The following is a 19,780-nucleotide window of genomic DNA, read 5'->3' as shown; positions in this document are numbered from 1 at the left end:
ATACTAATTGCCCGTGAGGCTTAACCATACAACACCCAAGGGGTTTTGACGGACTCGAATAGAACGTTGAATGTGTAGAACGAGCATTAAAAACAGCTTTCCAAGATTTTAACGAATTTGCTTGGCGACCATAGCGTTATGGACCCACCTGACTCCATGCCGAACTCAGTAGTGAAACGTAACAGCGCCGATGGTAGTGTGGGGTCTCCCCATGTGAGAGTAGGACATCGCCAGGCTTCCAATTTAGAAAAAGCCCTGACCTGACGGTCAGGGCTTTTTTGCGTTTTGGCGGTAATGAAATCTCTTTGGCTATATACTACGTAACCTATTGCTTAAGTGTTCAGCAACCGTTCATAAAAGTGTGTTAGATTAAATCTTTAGCGGAGAGGAGAGTTGTTATGAAAAAGCTGATAGTACTTTTGCCCGTTTTACTCGCGGCTGGGTGCACCAGCACTTCGACGCTTGATCTCGCACAAAACCAAGATTGGACTGGCCTAGCTGAAAGAGACGTTTCATTGCAATTGCCAAAGCGCTCCAATGAGTCTTTAGCAGAGCTTGGAGCTAACGATATGGGCGAAAAAGAAGTCTATTTAACTTCATACGAATCTTCAAAAGAGAAGTTCTGTGACCCATCCCGTGCATTCAAAATGGGATTTATGGGTGAGCGATATGACGGATTTTGTGATGATAGAAATGACGGCTGGATTTTCTATCAAAACTGGAACATCGGGCGCGGTTCATCGCAAATGGATCATTTTCCTTTCTAAGCTCTCGAACAACATAGATAGATATAAAAAAGGCTGACGAGAATGTCAGCCTTTGTTGTTAGTGCATATCTCAAAGCATTAGTTATTCGCGTGTAGCTCAGCGTTTAACTCAACCGCAGATTTGTTAGTCAGGCACTCAATCTTACCGGTCACTGAGTTGCGACGGAACAGAAGGTCTGTTTTGCATGCCAGGTCACGTGCTTTTACAGTTTCCACTTCTTGGCCGTTTGCATCCAGCATGGAGACTTTTGTACCTGCAGTCACGTACAGACCTGATTCGATGGTACAGCGATCACCCAGTGGGAAACCAAGACCCGCGTTCGCACCCAACAGGCTGTTTTCGCCGATAGAGATAACGATTTGGCCGCCACCGCTCAAGGTGCCCATGATTGAAGCACCACCACCGATGTCACTGCCGTTACCGACCATCACACCTGCAGAAATACGGCCTTCCACCATGCTGACGCCTTCAGTGCCTGCATTGAAGTTGATGAAGCCTTCGTGCATAACAGTGGTGCCTTCACCCACATGCGCACCCAGACGAACACGTGCGGTGTCTGCAATACGGACGCCTGCAGGAACCACGTAATCAACCATCTTAGGAAACTTGTCTACGCAATCTACTGTCAGGGTTTCACCTTTCAGGCGAGCTTCCATTTGACGTTCAGCAAGCTCTGGTAGATCGATTGGTCCTTGGTTAGTCCAAGCGATGTTGTGCAGTAGACCAAAAATGCCATCCAGCACTATGCCATGAGGCTTAGCAAGACGGTGAGAAATGAGTTGAAGCTTAAGGAAGCCCTCTGCCACGCTTGCTGGCTTTTCGTCAGTCGCAAGAATAGTCAGAACGAGTGGTTGGTTAGACTCCGCTGCTTTGGTCGCAAATGATGCTGCTGCTTGTTCGTCAGCTGCTGCGAAAGCAGAAGCGATAGCTGCGCATTGTGCTGCTTCCACTTCAAACGCTTCGTTACTGCCCTGGTAACCCACAACGTCAGCAAGAGCTGAAACCAGAGAATCTGAAGGGTTAAGAACTGGGGTTGGGAAAAATGCTTCGATGATTTTTCCGTCTTTGTTTTTGGTCGCGGTGCCAAACGCTAAAGCAAAACTGGCCATGATCCGGGAGTCTCCTTGTCTCTTACACCAGCATCGGTTGATATCAGATGCTGCATGATAATTGTGATAGCTGGAGACATCTTAAAGTGAAGTGCATCAAGATTGAAGGGTGAGTGGAGAGAATCCTTTAGATTAACGGCTCTTGCAGTGAATATGGGTTAAATAGACCGAAAATTAGGACAATGTTGAAATAAAAAACGCTCCGTATGGGAGCGTTTATTGAGAAGTTAAGCCGCTTCGGCGTCATCTTCCTTTGGGGCTTCAGCCTTTTTCTTTACTGGTTTTGGGGTGGGCTTGCGTTTAGCTCCCAGAGCATAGAGTACTTCTTCACGATTTTGCGCAAGGAAAAGGGACAGTTCTTCGCGTTGCGCTTCATCGCCTGTGACTTCGCTTTTACCCAGCAGCTCAAATAACTCATCTGCCATGTCGAGCATTTTGTCATACGCGTCAGCTTCCGCTTTAGAGGTAAAAGTCATCTTCTCTTCTCCGTTGCGTTCAACCACATATTTGACGATAACGGCCATGGTTAACCTCTCTTAATTTGTTTACTGTCTGTTTATACAGTAGAGTAAAGTTACCTGTCTAGTTTAACCGTGATTACTGTGATGGCATTGGAAAAATTCTCAGATATTTATCATCGAGCAGCAACAAGAAAGGGAAGTAACAGCGATCTGGAGCAGCGTCTGGCACACCCTAAGAGCGTAAAAGAGCTTAGCGAGATCCCGGATGATCGATGGCTAGCGACATTCAGTCAGAAGATCTTCCAGTCGGGAATGAATTGGCAGGTTGTGAGAAACAAGTGGCCAGGTTTTGAAGAAGTCTTCTGGGGCTTTGATATTGAAAAAATGTGCCTAACTCCGCCCGAAATGTGGGAGGAGAAAGCCACAAACCCTGCGATCATTCGCCATCTGGGTAAAGTCATGACTATTCCCCACAATGCCCAGATGATGAAAAGTGCAGCGAAGCAGCACGGCAGCTTTGCCAAGTTTGTCGCGGAGTGGCCGGAAAATGACATCATTGGCTTATGGGCACACCTGAAAAAGCATGGGAGTCGCTTGGGAGGTAATACCGGGCCTTATTCACTTCGTATGATGGGTAAAGATACTTTTATCCTGTCTGGCGATGTTGAGGGATATCTGCGGGCTCACAAGATCATTGATGGTGGCCGGGATACCCGAAAATCTTTGAATGCGGCGCAGGAAGCGTTTAATCAATGGCAGGAAGAAAGTGGACGTCCACTTTGCCAAATTAGCCAGATTATCGCTTTCAGCGTGGGTGATAACAGCTATTAATCGTTAACTTGCCACTCGCTGGTAAAGGTTAGAAAACGTTCAAACAGCAGCGAGTGGTGTTTGCTTTTGTGGTGTGCCAACCAGTACTGACGGCGCAGATCGAGTGGCAATGTCAGCTTATGAAGTCTTTTATTGCTGATGGCATGCCTGGCAGCCAGCGTTGAAAGGTAAGCCAAACCAAGCCCTGCAGCAGCACAATTGATGATGGCTTCAGTGGTTCGAAGCTCAAAAGCTACCGTCCAGTTCTCCAATCTAGGGGCAATTCGTGAGAGGAAATGCTCACGGGTGCCGGAGCCTGTTTCCCTCAACAACCATGCGTGATTTTCCAAATCAAACAGCGTAATACCTTCTTTTTGCGCCAAAGGATGGTCGATGGCGCAAACAATACACATTTCGTCAGAGAGCCAAGGCTGCATGTGTAAATCATCGTTTCCCAAATGGTGCTTACTTTCACCTTGTCCTTCAATCAGTCCGATATCGAGTTCAAATGCGAGCAATCTGTCGATGATCGACTGACTGTTAGATATCACCAGCTCCTGGTCAATATGATTGCTTTGTGCCCTGAAGTCCCTCAGCAAAAATGGCACCAGTTGGTTTCCTATTGTATCGCTTGCGCCCAACCTAAGGTGGCCAGAGAGCTCGCCATCAGAGTTCAGTACTTTCGTGATTTCATCACTTCGGGTAAGCAGTTCGTCTGCCATAGGGAGGAGTCGACGACCTTGATCGTTGAGTATCAAACGGTTGTTAACCCGTTCAAACAGTTTGTGTCCTAGCTGACTTTCCAGCTCTGTTATAGCCATGCTGACAGCAGGTTTGGAGAGGAAAAGTAGACTGGATGCAGCCGTGATGGTTTTTTCCTGCGCAACGGCGACAAAAACCTGTAGCTGGCGAAGAGACAATGACATCTAGCTATCTACCCATAGATTTAACCTGGTTTAAGTTTAACTTAACTTTAGGTTAAAGATATTCAGATATACTAAATCATGATGTCGTTCTATCATATTTTATGTGTTTTTCTTCTAAAGATGTGACAGAGCAATGCGTAGACGTCTCAACTTACTTCCTACTCCAATGGCTGGCCTCGCGCTGGCAATCGCAAGCCTCGGTTGGAGCTGGGAAAATGTCGGTAATTTCGGTGGGAATGCTCAGGTTTTAGGGGCGGTGATCGGTGGTGTGATGCTATTGATGATCGCACTGAAATTTACTTTTTCTCCCAAAGGTCTTTGGTGCGATTTGCAGCACCCTGTTGTCGGCAGTGTGGTGCCTACTTTTGCTATGGGCGTGATGATTGTTTCTGCTTCTGTTGGCAAAGTGTCTCCTCTTGCGGGCGATTCTCTTTGGATGCTGGCCGTGGTCGCCCACGTCGCGTTCCTCGTTTCTTTTGTTTATCACCGTGCCCGTGATTTCTCACTCACACACATGGTACCAAGCTGGTTTGTGCCACCTGTGGGCCTGATAGTTGCGGATGTTGCTTTCTCGGGTAACCCTGCGCTGCGTCCCGTGGCGGATGGCATTATGCTATTTGGTTTACTGGCTTATGCTGTGTTGTTGCCACTCATGCTTTACCGCCTGATTTTCTGTGGTGAGGTGCCAGATGCGGCAAAGCCAACCATTGCGATTCTGGCTGCACCAGCAAGCCTGTCTTTGGCTGGCTACCTAACCGTGAGCCAATCACCCTCACCTGTCATTGTGGCAGTGCTTCTGGGGATTGCCTTGCTGATGACACTGGTGATTTACGTGTCATTTGCCAAGTTGTTGCGTTTGCCATTCTCACCGGGTTATGCCGCTTTTACCTTCCCAATGGTGATCGGCGCGACAGCATTGTTTAAAACTGCGGCTTGGTTAGAGTCGGTTGGCGTTGCGGCAACTTACGTGAATCAGGTTTATGTGCTGGGTATCATCGAATTGGTGGTCGCGACCATCGTGGTTGGGTATGTGGCCATGCATTACCGCCGCTTCATTTCACTGCAATGGAAAACGCCAGCCACAGTATAATTTTCGCGAAATCGTTAAAAATAGCCTGCATCTTGTGCAGGCTTTTTCATTTCTAACTGCATGAAATTGCACTCTTGAGGGCATTCCGCCACAATCTCTCCAATAACGTTCTCAAGAGTCTTGCCCGTGTTCACTGTCTATCACTCTAACCAGTTGGATCTTTTGAAAAGTCTGCTGGTCGCCATCATTCAGAAAAAGCCGTTGGATAATCCTTTCCAAAAGGAATTAATCCTGGTGCAAAGCCCGGGTATGGCGCAGTGGCTCAAGCTGGAAATGGCCAAAGAGCAAGGGATTGTTGCGAATGTTGAGTTCCCACTTCCCGCCACTTTCATTTGGCAGATGTTCACTCAGATTCTGGATGATGTGCCGCAGCGAAGCTTTTTCAACAAAGAAGCGATGACCTGGAAGTTGATGACTGTCCTGCCAGAGCTCCTAAACCAACCAGACTTTGATGAACTGAAACGTTACCTCGAAGGCGATGACGACAATCAGAAGCTTTACCAACTGGCAGGTAAGATTGCCGATATCTATGACCAATATCTGGTGTACCGACCAGAGTGGATAAAGGCATGGGAAAACGAGCAGACTGTTGATGAGTTGGCTGAGGAGAAAAGCTGGCAACCCACGCTTTGGCAGGCGCTTTACGATTACACCCTTCAGCAGGAGCAGTCGCCTTTTCACCGTGCCAATCTTTATGAAGAGTTTATTGAGGCACTAGCGTCTCATAAAGGGAAACCAGACGGTCTGAAAGGCATTGAGCGCGTTTTTGTGTTTGGCATTTCTGCTTTGCCTCCTCGTTATCTTGATGCCCTTAAAGCATTGGGTGAGAATGTTGATGTCCACTATATGTTCACCAACCCCTGTCGTTATTACTGGGGGGATATCCGCGACAAACGTTATCTGGCGAGACGTGCAGCCAGCATGGAGTCACGCATCAGCCGTGCCAGTGATACTCAAGAGCCGGCGCAGTTTGCCCTGCCATTAGTCAGTGAAGATGACTCGGCCGAAGTCGGTAATAGCCTGCTGGCGTCTATGGGTAAGCTTGGCCGAGACAACCTACTGCTGATTTCTGACCTCCAATGTAATGAGGTCGATCAGGGCTTTGTCGATGTGCAGCGTGACAGCCTACTTCATCATATTCAGGCTGATATTCTTGATTTAATTGAACCGGGTAACATCCAGGAAACCCTTACCAGTGAGAGCAAGGTGGGTATTTCTGCTGAAGATCGCTCTGTCGTGGTGGAGGTTTGCCACAGTCCGATGCGTGAAGTGGAAGTGCTGCATGACAGGCTGCTTGAGATGCTCGAACAAGACCCGAACCTGTCGCCGCGGGATATTATCGTGATGGTCGCCGACATTAATGCCTACAGCCCGGCGATTCAGGCAGTATTTGGCAATGCGCCCGGTGAGCGCTTTATTCCGTTCTCGATTTCTGACCGCACCGCGGATCAGGAAAGCCCAATCCTAACAACGTTCTTGCGATTATTGGGGCTACCGGACAGCCGTTGTAGCGCAGCGGAGCTTCTGGAAATCCTCGAAGTTCCTTCCGTGATGCGTCAATTTGGTTTTGATAACCGCCAGTTCGAGAAGGTTAAATTCTGGGTAGAAGAATCAGGCATTCGCTGGGGACTCGATGATTCGACGGCGGAACATTTCTCCTTGCCTCATCAACATCAGAACACCTGGTTGTTTGGTCTTAACCGCATGTTGCTGGGTTACGCCATGCCGAGCGACGTCGGGCTTTACAACGATGTGTTGGCGTATGACGAAGTACAAGGATTGGAAGCAGAGCTGGCAGGTAAGTTAGGTGAGTTCTTCCGTGTGATGTCGGCGACGCAAAAAGTGCTGCTGGGCGCGAAAGACGGACATGCCTGGGTGCAGGCACTGACAGCACTCTTTGACGATATGTTTGCGCTGGATACAGACGAAGAATTAGCAGGGCAGCTTATCCGCACCCAATTGGATAACTGGCTGACCCAACTGGATGACGCTGGCTTCAACCAAACATTGGCGCTCCCGATCGTGCGTGATTATCTGAAAGAAAAGCTCGGGGGCGAGCGTGTCAGTCAGCGCTTCCTTGCCGGTCAGGTGAACTTCTGTACCCTGATGCCAATGCGTTCTATCCCGTTTCAGGTGGTGTGCCTGCTTGGTATGAACGACGGCGATTATCCGCGCACCATCGCGCCGGTTGGCTTTGATTTGATGGCGGGTCGTACCCGCGCTGGTGACCGTTCCCGTCGGGATGATGACAGATACCTGTTCCTCGAAGCGCTGCAATCAGCACAGCAACGTTTATACATCAGCTATGTAGGCCGTTCCGTTCAGGACAACACAGAAAAAGTGCCTTCTGTATTGGTGACTGAATTACTCGATTATTGCCGTTTGGGATACTGCCTTGAAGGCGACCAAGCTCTGCCGGAGCATGAATCCGGCGCGCGTCTGCTCAACGCCTTGAATCATCATAATCCACTCGTCCCTTTCAGCCGACAGGCCTTTACTGAAAGTCGTCAAAGTTACGCGGCGGAATGGTTACCAGCAGCGCGTGGCGAAGGGCAACTTGCATCGCCTTTCCTTGATGGTAAAGCTCTGAGTGAAGAGCCTGATCTGCAATCCGGTGTGGTCGAACTTGCAGAGCTTCAGCGATTTTGGCGCTTACCTGTTCAGTACTTTTTCAACCGCCGCTTAAAGGTATTCTTTGAGTCGCCGGAAGGGGCAATGGAAGATGCTGAACCCTTTGCGCTCGATAATCTTCACCGTTACCAGTTACGCGATGCGCTCCTTTCCCATGTTATTGCCCATGATGACAGTGAAGCCTCGCTGGAAGCCTTCTTCAGGCAGCAAAAAGCGAGCGGCAGCTTGCCACTCAATCATTTTGGTGAGTTGACACTTGAGACAGAACAAGCCGGAATTTTGGCTCAGTACGCGCAGTTGAAACCATTGTTGAGCGACAAACGACAAGCGTTGGAGATTAATCTTTCTGTCGCCACCTCCCGTGGCGCGGTCAAACTTCAAGGCTGGCTGGATGAGCGTTACCGCGCTGGTCGCATTCTGTATCGAAGCGGAAAAGTCAGGGCGAGAGACAAGCTGGCAGCATGGATTGATCACCTTTGCCAGTGCGCGGCAGGCGAGCAACTGGAAACACGCTTCATCGGAGTGGATGACGATGTGGTGTGGAGTTCTATTGCCAAAGAAGACGCTTTATCGAGCCTTGGGGTTTACATCGAATACTATCTTGCGGGGACGGAAGCACCACTGCCTTATCTACCAAATACTGCGCAGGCGGGCTTAGCGACTTGTATTGATAAGAAAGGTCATTGGTCGGAAGACGACGCCACGTTGGATAAAGCGCGCAGCAAAATGCGCTCAGCCTTTGAAGGGGGCTATATGGTCTCTGGAGAAGGAGAAAATACTTATGTGGCTCGGGTCTGGCCACAGGGAGAAGATGAGCTGCTCGATCAGGTTTTTGAACTGGGTAAGACTTTGTTGCTACCTGCGCTAAATGGCGAGAAAAAAGAAGACTGACTGAGGAGTCAGTCTTCTTAGTAAACTCAAGCGTTGATCTTGAACTTCGACAATTGACTGCGTCCGGTGTCGCTCAGAGATTTCACCTTGTCGCTCAGTCCCAGTGTATCTTCCGATGCTTCGCGGTTGGTGTGAGAAATATCGCTGACATTGACCACACTGCGTGCAACTTCCTGCGAAGCGCTGGCTTGCTGTGAGGTGGATGCTGCCACAGCAGTGTTCATTTGCTCCAATTCATTGATCAGCTGAGATAGCGCCGTCAGCTGAGTTTGGGCAAGTCTTGCCTGCTCAAGGCTTTGTGCGGTTTTGTCTGTACCGCTGCTCATGATTTTCGCGGCGACTTGGGCACGCTCCTGCAGCCTTTCGATGATGGCGTTGATTTGAGTTGTCGACTCCTTCGTGGAGTGCGCAAGCTTACGTACCTCATCTGCTACCACCGCAAACCCTCGGCCTGCGCTGCCTGCACGTGCTGCTTCAATCGCGGCATTTAGCGCCAACAGGTTAGTTTGCTCAGAGATATCGTTAATCACAGTGACCACATCGCTGATTTGGTCGCTTGATGCGGCCAGCTCACGGATGCTCTTTTCAGCATCAATTACATCGTCATTCACCTGCTCAAACTTACCCAGAGAGGCAGATAGTGATGCTTCAGCTTCAGTCACCAGTTTACGGGAGTGACGCGTACTCTCTTGTGCATTGAGTGTGCTGGACTCAACATCTTTGATGGCAGAGGACATTTCTTCCATCGCACTGGCCACTAAATCCAGCTCCTGGCTTTGGTTGCGAATGCCATCCGTAGAGCGGTTCGCCAAATCAGCCATGGTTTTGCTGTCGCAATCTAGCTGAAGCAGCGTGGAATCCACGTTGGAAAGCAGGCCTTGCAATTGCTCACAAGCAGCGTTGAGGTTACGTGACATTTCGCCCAGCTCGTCAGTGCTGTTGACATTGGCGCGGGCGGTCAAATCACCACTAGCTACCACGCTCAGTGCGCGCTGAATTTCACGTACTGCATTGACCAGCATGCGAGAGAGCATGGTTGCCAGCAGCACCAGAATAGCGGTGACACACAGTGCAAAAAATGCAGCCTGTGAGGTTTCTTTCCATACCAGTGTCTCTAAGTCATCAACGTAGAGGCCAGTACCAATCAGCAACCCCCAAGGTTCATAGCGTTTTACGGCGCTGACTTTTTCCAATGGCTCTTTACCGCCCGGTTTTGGGAACCAGTAGCTGGTAAAGCCGCCCTCTACTGGCTGGGCAACACGACGGAAATCTCTGAGAAGCAGGTTTCCCTTGCTGTCTCGGAAGCTATTGAAATCTTTACCGAGCAGACTTTTTGCGCCTGCTAACATGATGCCTTTTTTATCGATAGCGAAGAAATAACCGTCTGCACCAAAAGTTAACGGTTGGATAGCGGCCATCGCTTTATCACGACCGGCTTCGGAGGGATCACTCTGATAATGACTGTCGATTATTTGCGTCGCCAGCTCGATGGTTTGCATTAAGCTAGATTTTCTCTCCAATAGGAGGTCTTTATGCAGGCTTCTCGCTTGGAAAGCTGTCAGCAGGACAATGCTAATCACTGAGATGCATACAATAAGTAGCAACTTATATCGCACAGATAGATTTTCAACAAATTTCATACTCAGTATATCCGTGTATTTAGATGTCCGTAACGAAAATGAAACACGAAGGGTTACTCAATTGGAGCAAACTATCAATAGATAGACTCGTAATGATAATTGTTTTTGATTGATCTGCTTCGCAGACTTATTTTTCATTGCATAAAATGTCCAGTTTTTGCAACGTGATTGTAAAGGAAGTAGATGATTTCAGCGTCTGCAGTCCAATGACAAAATGTCACAGTATTAATATCTCTACACAAACTGCGTGTTTTTGACTCAGATAACTCGCTTAAAGAGAGAGTTTCAACGCTTGTATTCCTTCATTCGCCTCTATGGAAATGGAATGACTATTTATCGTGAAATTAGCCTCGAATTGAACCGAACAATGAACTCTGAAAGCGAGCATTTTCAGGTGGTTTGGGTATAAACTAGGGACATTATTCCCCTTTGAGCCAACAGTGCATGCCTACCCAACTTCTTGACCCCATGTCATTTCCTCTTCACGGACAGAGGCTGATTGAAGCGTCTGCTGGTACGGGGAAAACCTTCACCATTGCGGGTCTGTATTTGCGACTACTGTTGGGGCATGGCGCCGAAGATTCAGCGCACGCTTCGCCGCTGAGTGTTGATCAGATTCTGGTGGTGACCTTTACCGAAGCGGCCACTCAGGAGCTTCGTGATCGTATCCGCGCGCGTATCCATGATGCCCGTCTCGCGTTCAGTCGAGGGCACAGCGAAGATCCGGTGATCAAACCGCTACTGGAAGAGGTGCAGGATTATTCACACGCAGAGCGTTTGCTTCTGCAAGCCGAGCGCCAGATGGATGAAGCGGCGATCTACACCATTCACGGTTTCTGTCAGCGTATGCTGACCCAAAATGCTTTCGAGTCGGGCAGCCTGTTTACCAATGAGTTCATTACTGATGAGAGCGCTTTACGCGAACGTGCGGTTTCGGATTACTGGCGACGCCAGTTCTATCCATTGCCCAAATCGCTCGCGGGTGTCGTGCGGGGTTACTGGGAAGCACCACTGTCACTGCTGAAAGACATTAGCACTTATCTCTCTGGACCGCTGGTCACCATCAAAGCGCCGGATATGCCGGAAAACCTCGATGACTTGCATCAGGAGAACCTGGCCAAAATCGAAGAGGTGAAAGGACTGTGGCGAGAAGCTGCCGCTGATCTTGAAGCTTTGATCTCAGGATCAGGCGTTGATAAACGCAGCTACAGTAAAAAATCGCTGCCAAACTGGCTTTCTGAAGTCACGGACTGGGCGTCTCGTTCAACAACCAGCTATGAATTGCCGAAAAACCTTGAGCGCTTTTCTGCGTCAATGCTGGCAGAGAAAACCAAGAAAGGCGAAGTGCCGACGCATCCGGTTTTTGAGGCAATTGATATGCTGGTGGCCAACCCACCAACACTGAAAGATGCGTTGACGGCACACGCCATTCGTCAGGTGAGAACATTACTGGCTCAAGAAAAACGACGCTTTGGTTGGTTGTCATTCGATGACTTACTGTCACAGCTTTCATCGGCACTGGAAAGTGACAGTGAAGGCATTCTGGCTGAACGTATCCGCACATTGTATCCGGTCGCCATGATTGACGAATTCCAGGATACCGACCCTCAGCAATACCAAATATTCAGCGATATTTATGCCGAGCAGCCTGAATGTGGCCTCTTTATGATTGGGGACCCTAAGCAGGCGATTTATGCTTTCCGTGGTGCTGATATTTTCACTTACATCCATGCACGCCGTCAGGTGGCCGACCATTACAACCTTGGCACCAACTGGCGTTCGACGGCAGGGGTGGTAAAAGCGGTCAATCATGTCTTTCAAAATGCGGAATCGCCTTTTATCTATAACGAAGATATTCCTTTTACTGCTGTCGCTTACTCGCCGGGGGCTGATGAACGCTATTGGGAGGTCAATGGTAATCAACAAGCCTCGATGACCCTTTGGCTGGATGAAACGGCAGATCTGGTTTCGAAAGCGGATTACGAAAAGCAAATGGCCCATGCCACGGCGAGCAGTATCCGAGAGTTGCTGACGAAAGCACAGGAAGGTAACGCGCATTTCTGCAAACGTGAAAAACGCAAGCTTATTCAGGCAGGAGATATTGCAGTTCTGGTGAGAACTGGTAGCGAGGCCGCCAAAGTAAAGATTGCATTGGCAAGGCAGGGCATTGCTTCCGTTTACCTCTCGAATCGCGACAGCGTGTTCTCAAGCCATCTGGCAGCGGATGTTCAAAGGCTACTTGCTGCGGTACTGACTCCTGATAGTGAGCGAACACTTCGTGCTGCACTGGCAAGCGGCCTATTTGCGCTGACGGCCAGTGAAATCGATACCTTGAACCATGACGAAAAAGCGTGGGAGAGGGCGGTGATGGAGTTTTCTACCTACCAAACGGTATGGTTTACCCGAGGCGTGATGCCCATGCTCCGTCAGGTGATGCAACGCCGTGGTATCGCGGAACGCTTACTTTGTGAAGACAATGGTGAGCGGGCACTCACTGACCTGATGCATCTAGGCGAACTTTTGCAGCAGGCAAGCCAGACATTGGATAGCCATCATGCCCTTATCCGTTGGCTGGCTGACCATATCGATAACCCTAACGGTAACAGTGAAGAGCAGCAGGTGCGTTTGGAGTCTGAGCGTGACTTGGTGCAAATCGTCACCATCCACAAATCTAAAGGTCTGGAATACGATCTGGTTTACTTACCGTTCGCCTGCAATTTCCGTCCGTCAGACAGACCATTTTTCCATGATGAAGACCATAAGCCAGTGCTGTCGTTGACTGAACCTGACTTTGCTATTGAACAGGCAGATAAAGAGCGTTTGGCCGAAGATCTCCGACTCGTTTACGTTGCTCTGACCCGTGCCGTCTACGGCTGCTTTATTGGTCTGGCACCGCTCAAAGATGGGAGAAAATCTTCCGGTGATACCGGGCTTCATAAATCGGCACTGGGTTACCTGATTCAAAAAGGTGAGGCATCAGATGCAGCGGGGTTGGTTGCTGCGGTTGATTTCTTGGCAGAGAGTTGCGACGGCATTGAGAAAACCTCACCGCCTAAAGTGGTGGACGGCAAATTGGAGCCAGAGTTGGCGGATGATGACGTCATTGAAGCGCGAACCTTCGAAGGGCGTATCCGCCGCGATTGGCGCTTGACCAGCTATTCCGGTTTAGTCAAGCAAGGCCACAGCAGTGCGCTACCCGATTTACCTGCCTTTGATATTGATGCTGCAGAAGAGCAGCACGAAGAAAGCGAGACGGAGACCGACAGCGCGCCTACCATATTCCAGTTTCCGAAAGGTGCGCGTCCGGGAACTTTCCTGCACACCTTGTTTGAGAACGTCGAGTTTGGGCAAGACATGTTCAGCGAGGAAGTGGCCGAGATGATCCGCCATCACCTGCTGCTCGAAAACTACGACGAAAGCTGGATACCTGTATTGCAGAAATTGTTGTCTGATGTCGTATCTCAACCTCTTAATGACGAAGGATTGATGCTGTCTGAGGTCGATGAACCCGCAAGATTGACCGAGATGGAATTCGTGATGCCGGTGGAAAGGCTTGATAGTGGCCGTGTGAACCGGTTAATTGCCGAACACGATCCTCTTTCAGCGCAGGCTGGTGAGCTTCACTTTGATACCGCCAGTGGCATGCTGAAAGGTTTTATCGACTTAGTGTTCTGCTGGCAGGGGCGTTATTACGTGTTGGACTGGAAGTCCAACTATCTTGGAGATTCGCCTGCCGATTACACTGAGGAGGCGCTGGCAGATGCCATGGCGGATCACCGCTACGATTTCCAATACCAGATTTACTCACTCGCCCTGCATCGATTCCTGCGACAGCGTATACCTGATTACTCACCTGAACGCCATCTTGGCGGTGTTTTCTATCTCTTTGTTCGTGGTATTGAAGCGGGTACTCGCCATGGCATTTTTTACACCTCACCTTCCCTTGAGCTTCTCGATGGTCTTGATGCCATTTTTTCCGGCGAAGGACAGCTTTCTGATGGAGAGTGCCTAAATGGCGATAAGTGAAAAACTCAACGCGCTGTATAAACGTAAAGCCATCAGAGCTATCGACCGTCAGTTTTCCCAGTTTATCGGTGAGCAGCTTGGGGACGTTGAATCTCCCATGGTGGGCTGGGCGGCTTTGGTCAGCTTTGAGCTGGGTAAAGGTAATGTCTGTGTTGATCTTGCAGCATTAGACAGCGCTAGACTTTTTGACGTGATGCCCGCGGAATCCGCGGAACTTGCCATCTTGATGACACGTGAAAATGCGCTCGCGTTGGTGTCCGCATCTCCGGTTGTCGGTGATGGAAGTGTACCGACACCTATGGTGCTGAGTGGTTCCCGCCTCTACCTTCATCGTTATTGGGCTGCAGAACGTCTGGTGACTAACGAAATTACAGCACGTGCCACTGAGCTTCCTGTGCCGATGACGCTGCGTGGCGTGTTGAACGATCTTTTCCTACCGGATATGGCTTTGCTTCGTCAGTTCTACAGCACATGGGAAGACAACGAAAAGGCGGAGAAACTGGCCGACTTCTTCGACATCAACGATCTGACACAGGTCGATATAGACGCGCTGAAAAAGGCGTTAGATGCAAAAGCCACGGATGCTGAGGTGCTGAGTCTAGTGCCAGACTCGGCACGATTGAACTGGCAGAAAGTCGCGGCTGCCGTGGCGCTAAGTTATCGCTTCGCAGTGATTTCTGGCGGCCCTGGAACGGGTAAGACGACAACAGTGGCGAAGCTTCTGGCGGCGATCGTCAGCAGTAGCGACAACCCGAATGGCCCTGAAATCAAGCTGGTGGCACCGACGGGGAAAGCGGCCAACCGTCTGACCGAATCCATCGGAAAAGCCGTTGCGGCATTGCCGGTGAGCAATGAGGTGAGAGACAAAATTCCGACTCAGGCATCAACCATTCACCGATTGCTTGGTGCCATTCCAAACCGTGTTGAGTTTCGACATCATGCTGGCAACCGTCTTCACCTTGATGTGCTGGTGGTAGATGAAGCATCCATGGTTGATTTGCCTATGATGGCCCGATTGCTCGCGGCATTGCCTCAGCATGCCAGAGTGATTCTTCTGGGAGATCGCGACCAGTTAGCTTCTGTTGAGGCGGGTGCTGTGTTGGGTGATATCTGTCTGCATGCCGGAAGTGGTTTTAGTGCTGAACGCGCAAAGACCTTAGCGTCACTGACAGGCTTTTGTTTACCGCAGGAAGCTTCTGTACCTGCTGTGTCTGATGGCGTATGTTTGCTGCGCAAAAGCTACCGCTTCCATGCTAAATCCGGTGTTGGCCAACTGGCCTATGCCATTAACGCCGGCGAAACACGCTGGGTTGAAAGGGTGCTGCAACAAGGCTTTAGTGATATAGCCCTTCATGATCTTGATGGCGATGTGTATGGCGAAGCCATTGCTATGGTGGTCAACGGGTACCGCTGCTATCTCTCGGCATTATCAGAGGGTGCAGATAACCGCACCTTGCTGAAACATTTCTCTGATATCCGCCTGCTATGTGCGCTTTCAGACGGCCCGTTTGGGGTGAAAGGCTTGAACACAGCAATTGAAAAAGCGCTGACCAAAACGGGTTTGATCGCACCAGGGGAAGAGATTTTTTATCCCGGAAGACCCATTATGGTGACGCAAAATGACCATGGTCTTGGCCTCTACAATGGTGATATCGGCATTGTGGTGAAACAGGAAGAAGGGCTTCGTGTGGTGTTTGAAATGGCGGACGGTTCAGTAAAGGCCTTTCTGCCAAGCCGTCTTCCTGAGCATCAAACGGCATATGCAATGACAATTCACAAATCCCAGGGGTCTGAATTCAGTCATACCATTTTGATGTTGCCACCTACCCCGACCCCCGTCATGACAAGAGAGCTGGTGTATACCGGTGTGACACGGGCAAAAGACAGATTGGATGTTTATGCCACCCGCACCAGTTTGGCGCGGGCGGTGAAACGGAAAACGCAGCGGTTTAGCGGCTTGGCAGACGCATTACACGTCCGTTAAGTGCGAGGGTCAGTATCTTGGAGCGGCGCTGCAGGTTGTAAAGTTCTTGCTTGGCATCCGGCAGTGCAGTGACATCGGCTTCTACAAACCCGTGCTCACGGAACCAGTGAATACTGCGGGTGGTCAGCACAAAAATCGTTTTGATACCCGATTGCACCGCCTGCTGCTGGATATATTGAAGCAGGTTGGTGCCGCGGTCGCTATCACGGTATTCAGGATGAACGGCAACACAGGCCATTTCTGCTGTTTGTGACTCGGGATACGGGTAAAGCGCTGCACAACCGATAATCCTTTCATCTCGGTCGATCACAGTAAAACGGGGAATTTCCTGTTCAAGCTGCTCCCGTGAGCGTCTCACCAGAATACCTTGCTCTTCTAAAGGGCGGATAAGTTCCAAAATACCGCCGATATCATCAATGGTTGCTTGACGAATACGCTCGGCACTTTCGGTCACAATCTGGGTACCGATGCCTTCAACCGAGAAGAGCTCCTGAATCAAGGAACCATCAACCTTATAGCTGAGAAGGTGACTTCTTGGCACGCCTGAACGGCATGCCGCGACCGCACCACGCAGGAATCTGACTGTGCCTGAGTTTTCATCACCTGCAGTCGCTCGTTGACGCAGTATTTCTTCGGCCTGATGAGGGAAAAGTTCTGAAAGCACATTGCCATTAGGGCCAATCACACCTTGCAGCGAACAAAAGCCAATCAACTTGTCAGCATTAAGGCGAATCGCAAGCTGGGTAGCCACTTCTTCAGAAGTGAGGTTAAAGCACTCGCCAGTTACCGAACTGGCGACTGGACCGAGTAGAACGATCGAGTGTTGATCGAGCTGTCGATGAATGCCATCAATATCGATCCGGCGGATCCGCCCGCTATGGCAGTAATCTATACCCTCATCCACGCCAAGTGGTTGTGCAATCACAAAGTTCCCGCTGACCACGTTGATCTGCGCGCCAGCCATGGGCGTGTTATTTAGACTCATGGAAAGGCGGGCAGTGATATCGAGTTGGAGCTGACCTGCAGCTTGTTTTACCACTTCGAGTGCAGCAGAATCTGTGACACGAACACCTTTATGGTAAGGCGTCTCAACCCCTTGCTTAGCAAGGTTCTGACTGATTTGAGGGCGGGCGCCATACACCAATACCAGCCGCAAACCCAGGCTGTTAAGAAGAGCTATATCATTGACAATATTGCTGAAATTGGGGTCTGCAATCGCTTCACCACCTAGCATGACAACGATGGTTTTGTTCTGGTGTGCGTTCACATAAGGCGCTGATTGCCTAAATCCATTTACGAGTGCTGTACTGCGAAGTTTCAACACCTTACTCCATGATTGTGACTTTATATGCTGTGATAGTGACTAATTATTCTAGATTTGGCAAGGGGCGTGACACGGATTCAAACATTGGATGCCTGATTTGGTCGGCAGTGATGTCCTTTTTATAATATTATTGTTAGTAATTGAGAGTTTGTCTCTTATTTGAGAGTTTATTTGTGGGTATCGTCGGACAATCTTTAACGCTTTTCGTCGTGTTGATTTCGGGGGCCATTGGCTACCTGGTGGCAAATGATATTCCTATCTTCACTGAAGTGGACCAAACAATCATATACGGTGAATGGGTTGAGCAGGGTGTGCCGTCGTACGCTGCGGACAAGTTCGAAGTGCGAAAAGATGGTATCTATATAAAAGGTGCCCGCACGACCAGTTACTATGAGTTTACTGGCAGCAAACTCATTTATACGGTGGGAAATAATACCTACCTTTACACCGTGGAAGATAAAAATACGTTACAAAGAGAAAAGCCTTACCACTACAGCACACCATTTACGAAGCGTTGACGCTCAATCAATAGTTTGCGGGTAATACTCTCAATAGTTCAGTCACGGGGCACAAGCCAAGTGCCACACGGCGAATCCGATCTGCGATATCTTCATTCCCACCGAGGCACCGGCGAATGCTGTTATTAATCATTTCATCGCTGCTACCGTCACTGGCTAACGTGCGAATCCATTGATACTCGATAGAGTCAGTGTCGAGCAGCGTCTTACGTCCTACTTTTAAGTCCATACCGTACTCCTTTACGAATGTGTTTAGTTTTTAAGACATTTTCTTTTCATCGGATTTAAACGAATTTCTATGACAGAAATGTGACAAAGTGTTTCAAAGTTCGGCGCATATGCTTTCGATCGCATTATATCTCCCAGTAATTTTGAGGGTTTATGCGGTCTATCTCGCCTTTTGATTGCAGAAAAGACAGGGTTCTGTCACCCTCTTTTTCATTGTTTTCTGATTCAGGATGACCTGTGAAAAAGGCACTTTCTGTTGTCGGCATTTCCCTACTCCTTGCCGCGTGTGCGCGTCCCACTGACCGAGGTCAGCAATATGTTGATGGGCGTTTTAATCAAGTTCTTAATCCGGTCGAGCAAGTTGCCTCGGATAAATCCCGAGACTACTCTTTGTTTCCGGCTCAACTGGAGAAGGTTGAGTCTCGCTCTCCTTCATTGACGAAAGCGAATCAGGCCGTTTATGAAAGTGTGAAAGCCTGGTTGGCAGAAAGTGGAGAGCCAACGGCATTGAGCGACTACGGTTTGTCTCTTGAGCAGATGGGCGGCGGTGACGGTTATGGCAATGTGCTGTTTACCGGCTACTTCTCTCCAGTGATTGAAATGCGCCACGAGCCGGATGCCTTGTTCCGTTATCCGGTATACGCCATGCCTCAGTGCGATGAAAAGTGTCCGACACGTGAAGAGATCTACAACGGCGCGCTCGATGGTTTGGGTTTGGAACTGGGTTACAGTGCATCGTTGATCGACAACTTCATCATGGAAGTGCAGGGCAGTGGTTTCATTCACTTTGGCGATAACGACCAGCTTGAGTACTTTGCCTACGGTGGTAAAAACGGCCACCCTTATGTCAGCATTGGCAAAGTGTTGATCGAACGTGATGAAGTGCCGCGTGAAAAAATGTCACTGAAAGCCATTAAAGACTGGGTCGCACAGCAAGACGAACCCACAGTGATTGAGTTGCTCAATCAGAATCCATCATTTGTTTTCTTCGCCCCTAAAGCGGCGCATCCCGTGACAGGGACTGCGGGTATTCCGTTGTTGTCCGGTGCGTCAGTGGCTGCTGACCGTGAATTTTTGCCAATGGGCACAGTGTTACTGGCAGAAGTGCCTCAGCTCAATGAGGAAGGTAACTGGAACGGTCAGCATGTACTGAAATTGCTGATGGCACTGGATACAGGTGGCGCTGTGAAGAAAAATCACCTCGATCTTTACCATGGTATGGGGGAAGAAGCGGGTATTAAAGCCGGCCATCACAAACACTTCGGGCGTGTGTGGAAGCTGACAAAGCCAGTTGAGACTGAAGATTCTGTTCAGCAGTAACATAGGGGCTGTTGACCTTCGGTGGTGATTTTTGCAGCAGTTTGTGGGGATTTT

General features: G+C 49.5%; 14 protein-coding genes and 1 rRNA gene. 9 read left to right on the top strand and 6 right to left on the bottom strand.

What is annotated here, in order from left to right; genetic code table 11:
* The first annotated feature begins 120 nt into the window (after positions 1 to 120).
* Positions 121 to 236, top strand: a 5S ribosomal RNA gene (gene rrf, locus QL223_RS22725).
* 162 nt (positions 237 to 398) lie between these two features.
* Complete coding sequence (locus QL223_RS22720) at positions 399 to 767, top strand: DUF2799 domain-containing protein (RefSeq protein WP_281546050.1); 369 nt, start codon at positions 399 to 401, stop codon at positions 765 to 767.
* A gap of 78 nt (positions 768 to 845) precedes the next feature.
* Here the strand turns inward: QL223_RS22720 and dapD are convergent, their stop codons facing one another.
* On the bottom strand, positions 846 to 1,877 hold the full coding sequence (dapD, locus tag QL223_RS22715) for a 2,3,4,5-tetrahydropyridine-2,6-dicarboxylate N-succinyltransferase (protein ID WP_281546049.1): 1,032 nt from the start codon (positions 1,875 to 1,877) through the stop codon (positions 846 to 848).
* Between the two features lie 227 nt (positions 1,878 to 2,104).
* A complete protein-coding gene (locus tag QL223_RS22710; RefSeq protein ID WP_002536299.1) occupies positions 2,105 to 2,401 on the bottom strand; it encodes a YebG family protein in 297 nt (98 codons plus the stop codon).
* Between the two features lie 81 nt (positions 2,402 to 2,482).
* On the opposite strand from QL223_RS22710, the gene QL223_RS22705 reads away from it, so the two are divergent.
* Positions 2,483 to 3,169, top strand: a complete 687-nt coding sequence (locus QL223_RS22705; RefSeq protein WP_281546048.1) for a DNA-3-methyladenine glycosylase I — start codon at positions 2,483 to 2,485, stop codon at positions 3,167 to 3,169.
* Here QL223_RS22705 and QL223_RS22700 read toward each other — a convergent pair.
* Entirely contained in the window at positions 3,166 to 4,074 is a 909-nt protein-coding gene (locus QL223_RS22700) for a LysR substrate-binding domain-containing protein (RefSeq protein ID WP_002536302.1), read from the bottom strand. The genes QL223_RS22705 and QL223_RS22700 overlap by 4 nt on opposite strands.
* A 166-nt stretch (positions 4,075 to 4,240) precedes the next feature.
* Here QL223_RS22700 and QL223_RS22695 point away from each other — a divergent pair, with 166 nt between their 5' ends.
* Together QL223_RS22695 and recC are read left to right on the top strand one after the other, a co-directional pair.
* A complete protein-coding gene (locus QL223_RS22695) occupies positions 4,241 to 5,164 on the top strand; it encodes a TDT family transporter (protein ID WP_281546052.1) in 924 nt (307 codons plus the stop codon).
* A gap of 126 nt (positions 5,165 to 5,290) precedes the next feature.
* Positions 5,291 to 8,686, top strand: coding sequence for an exodeoxyribonuclease V subunit gamma (recC, locus tag QL223_RS22690; RefSeq protein ID WP_281546047.1), 3,396 nt, complete (start codon positions 5,291 to 5,293; stop codon positions 8,684 to 8,686).
* A 26-nt stretch (positions 8,687 to 8,712) separates the two neighbouring features.
* Here recC and QL223_RS22685 read toward each other — a convergent pair whose 3' ends face one another.
* On the bottom strand, positions 8,713 to 10,326 hold the full coding sequence (locus tag QL223_RS22685; protein WP_281546046.1) for a methyl-accepting chemotaxis protein: 1,614 nt from the start codon (positions 10,324 to 10,326) through the stop codon (positions 8,713 to 8,715).
* A 444-nt stretch (positions 10,327 to 10,770) separates the two neighbouring features.
* Between QL223_RS22685 and recB the strand changes: the two genes are divergently transcribed.
* Both recB and recD read left to right on the top strand, forming a co-directional pair.
* A complete protein-coding gene (gene recB / locus QL223_RS22680) occupies positions 10,771 to 14,352 on the top strand; it encodes an exodeoxyribonuclease V subunit beta (RefSeq protein WP_281546051.1) in 3,582 nt (1,193 codons plus the stop codon).
* On the top strand, positions 14,339 to 16,336 hold the full coding sequence (recD, locus tag QL223_RS22675; RefSeq protein WP_281546045.1) for an exodeoxyribonuclease V subunit alpha: 1,998 nt from the start codon (positions 14,339 to 14,341) through the stop codon (positions 16,334 to 16,336). Before recB ends, recD begins: the two co-directional genes overlap by 14 nt.
* Here recD and argA read toward each other — a convergent pair.
* A complete protein-coding gene (gene argA / locus QL223_RS22670; protein WP_281546044.1) occupies positions 16,302 to 17,657 on the bottom strand; it encodes an amino-acid N-acetyltransferase in 1,356 nt (451 codons plus the stop codon). The two genes, recD and argA, sit on opposite strands and share 35 nt — an antisense overlap.
* A 176-nt stretch (positions 17,658 to 17,833) precedes the next feature.
* Between argA and QL223_RS22665 the strand changes: the two genes are divergently transcribed.
* Positions 17,834 to 18,178, top strand: coding sequence for a DUF2850 domain-containing protein (locus QL223_RS22665; RefSeq protein ID WP_002536313.1), 345 nt, complete (start codon positions 17,834 to 17,836; stop codon positions 18,176 to 18,178).
* A gap of 7 nt (positions 18,179 to 18,185) precedes the next feature.
* On the opposite strand, the gene QL223_RS22660 is transcribed toward QL223_RS22665, so the two are convergent.
* Positions 18,186 to 18,407, bottom strand: a complete 222-nt coding sequence (locus QL223_RS22660; RefSeq protein ID WP_002536314.1) for a hypothetical protein — start codon at positions 18,405 to 18,407, stop codon at positions 18,186 to 18,188.
* A gap of 236 nt (positions 18,408 to 18,643) precedes the next feature.
* On the opposite strand from QL223_RS22660, the gene mltA reads away from it, so the two are divergent.
* Positions 18,644 to 19,726, top strand: a complete 1,083-nt coding sequence (mltA, locus tag QL223_RS22655; protein WP_281546043.1) for a murein transglycosylase A — start codon at positions 18,644 to 18,646, stop codon at positions 19,724 to 19,726.
* The last annotated feature ends 54 nt before the right edge of the window (positions 19,727 to 19,780 follow it).

Origin of the sequence: Grimontia sp. SpTr1, assembly GCF_947387585.1 — a bacterium.
Lineage (GTDB): Bacteria > Pseudomonadota > Gammaproteobacteria > Enterobacterales > Vibrionaceae > Enterovibrio > Enterovibrio indicus.
Note: the sequence above shows the minus strand (reverse complement) of the source record. Positions and strands in the feature narration are given on the sequence as shown.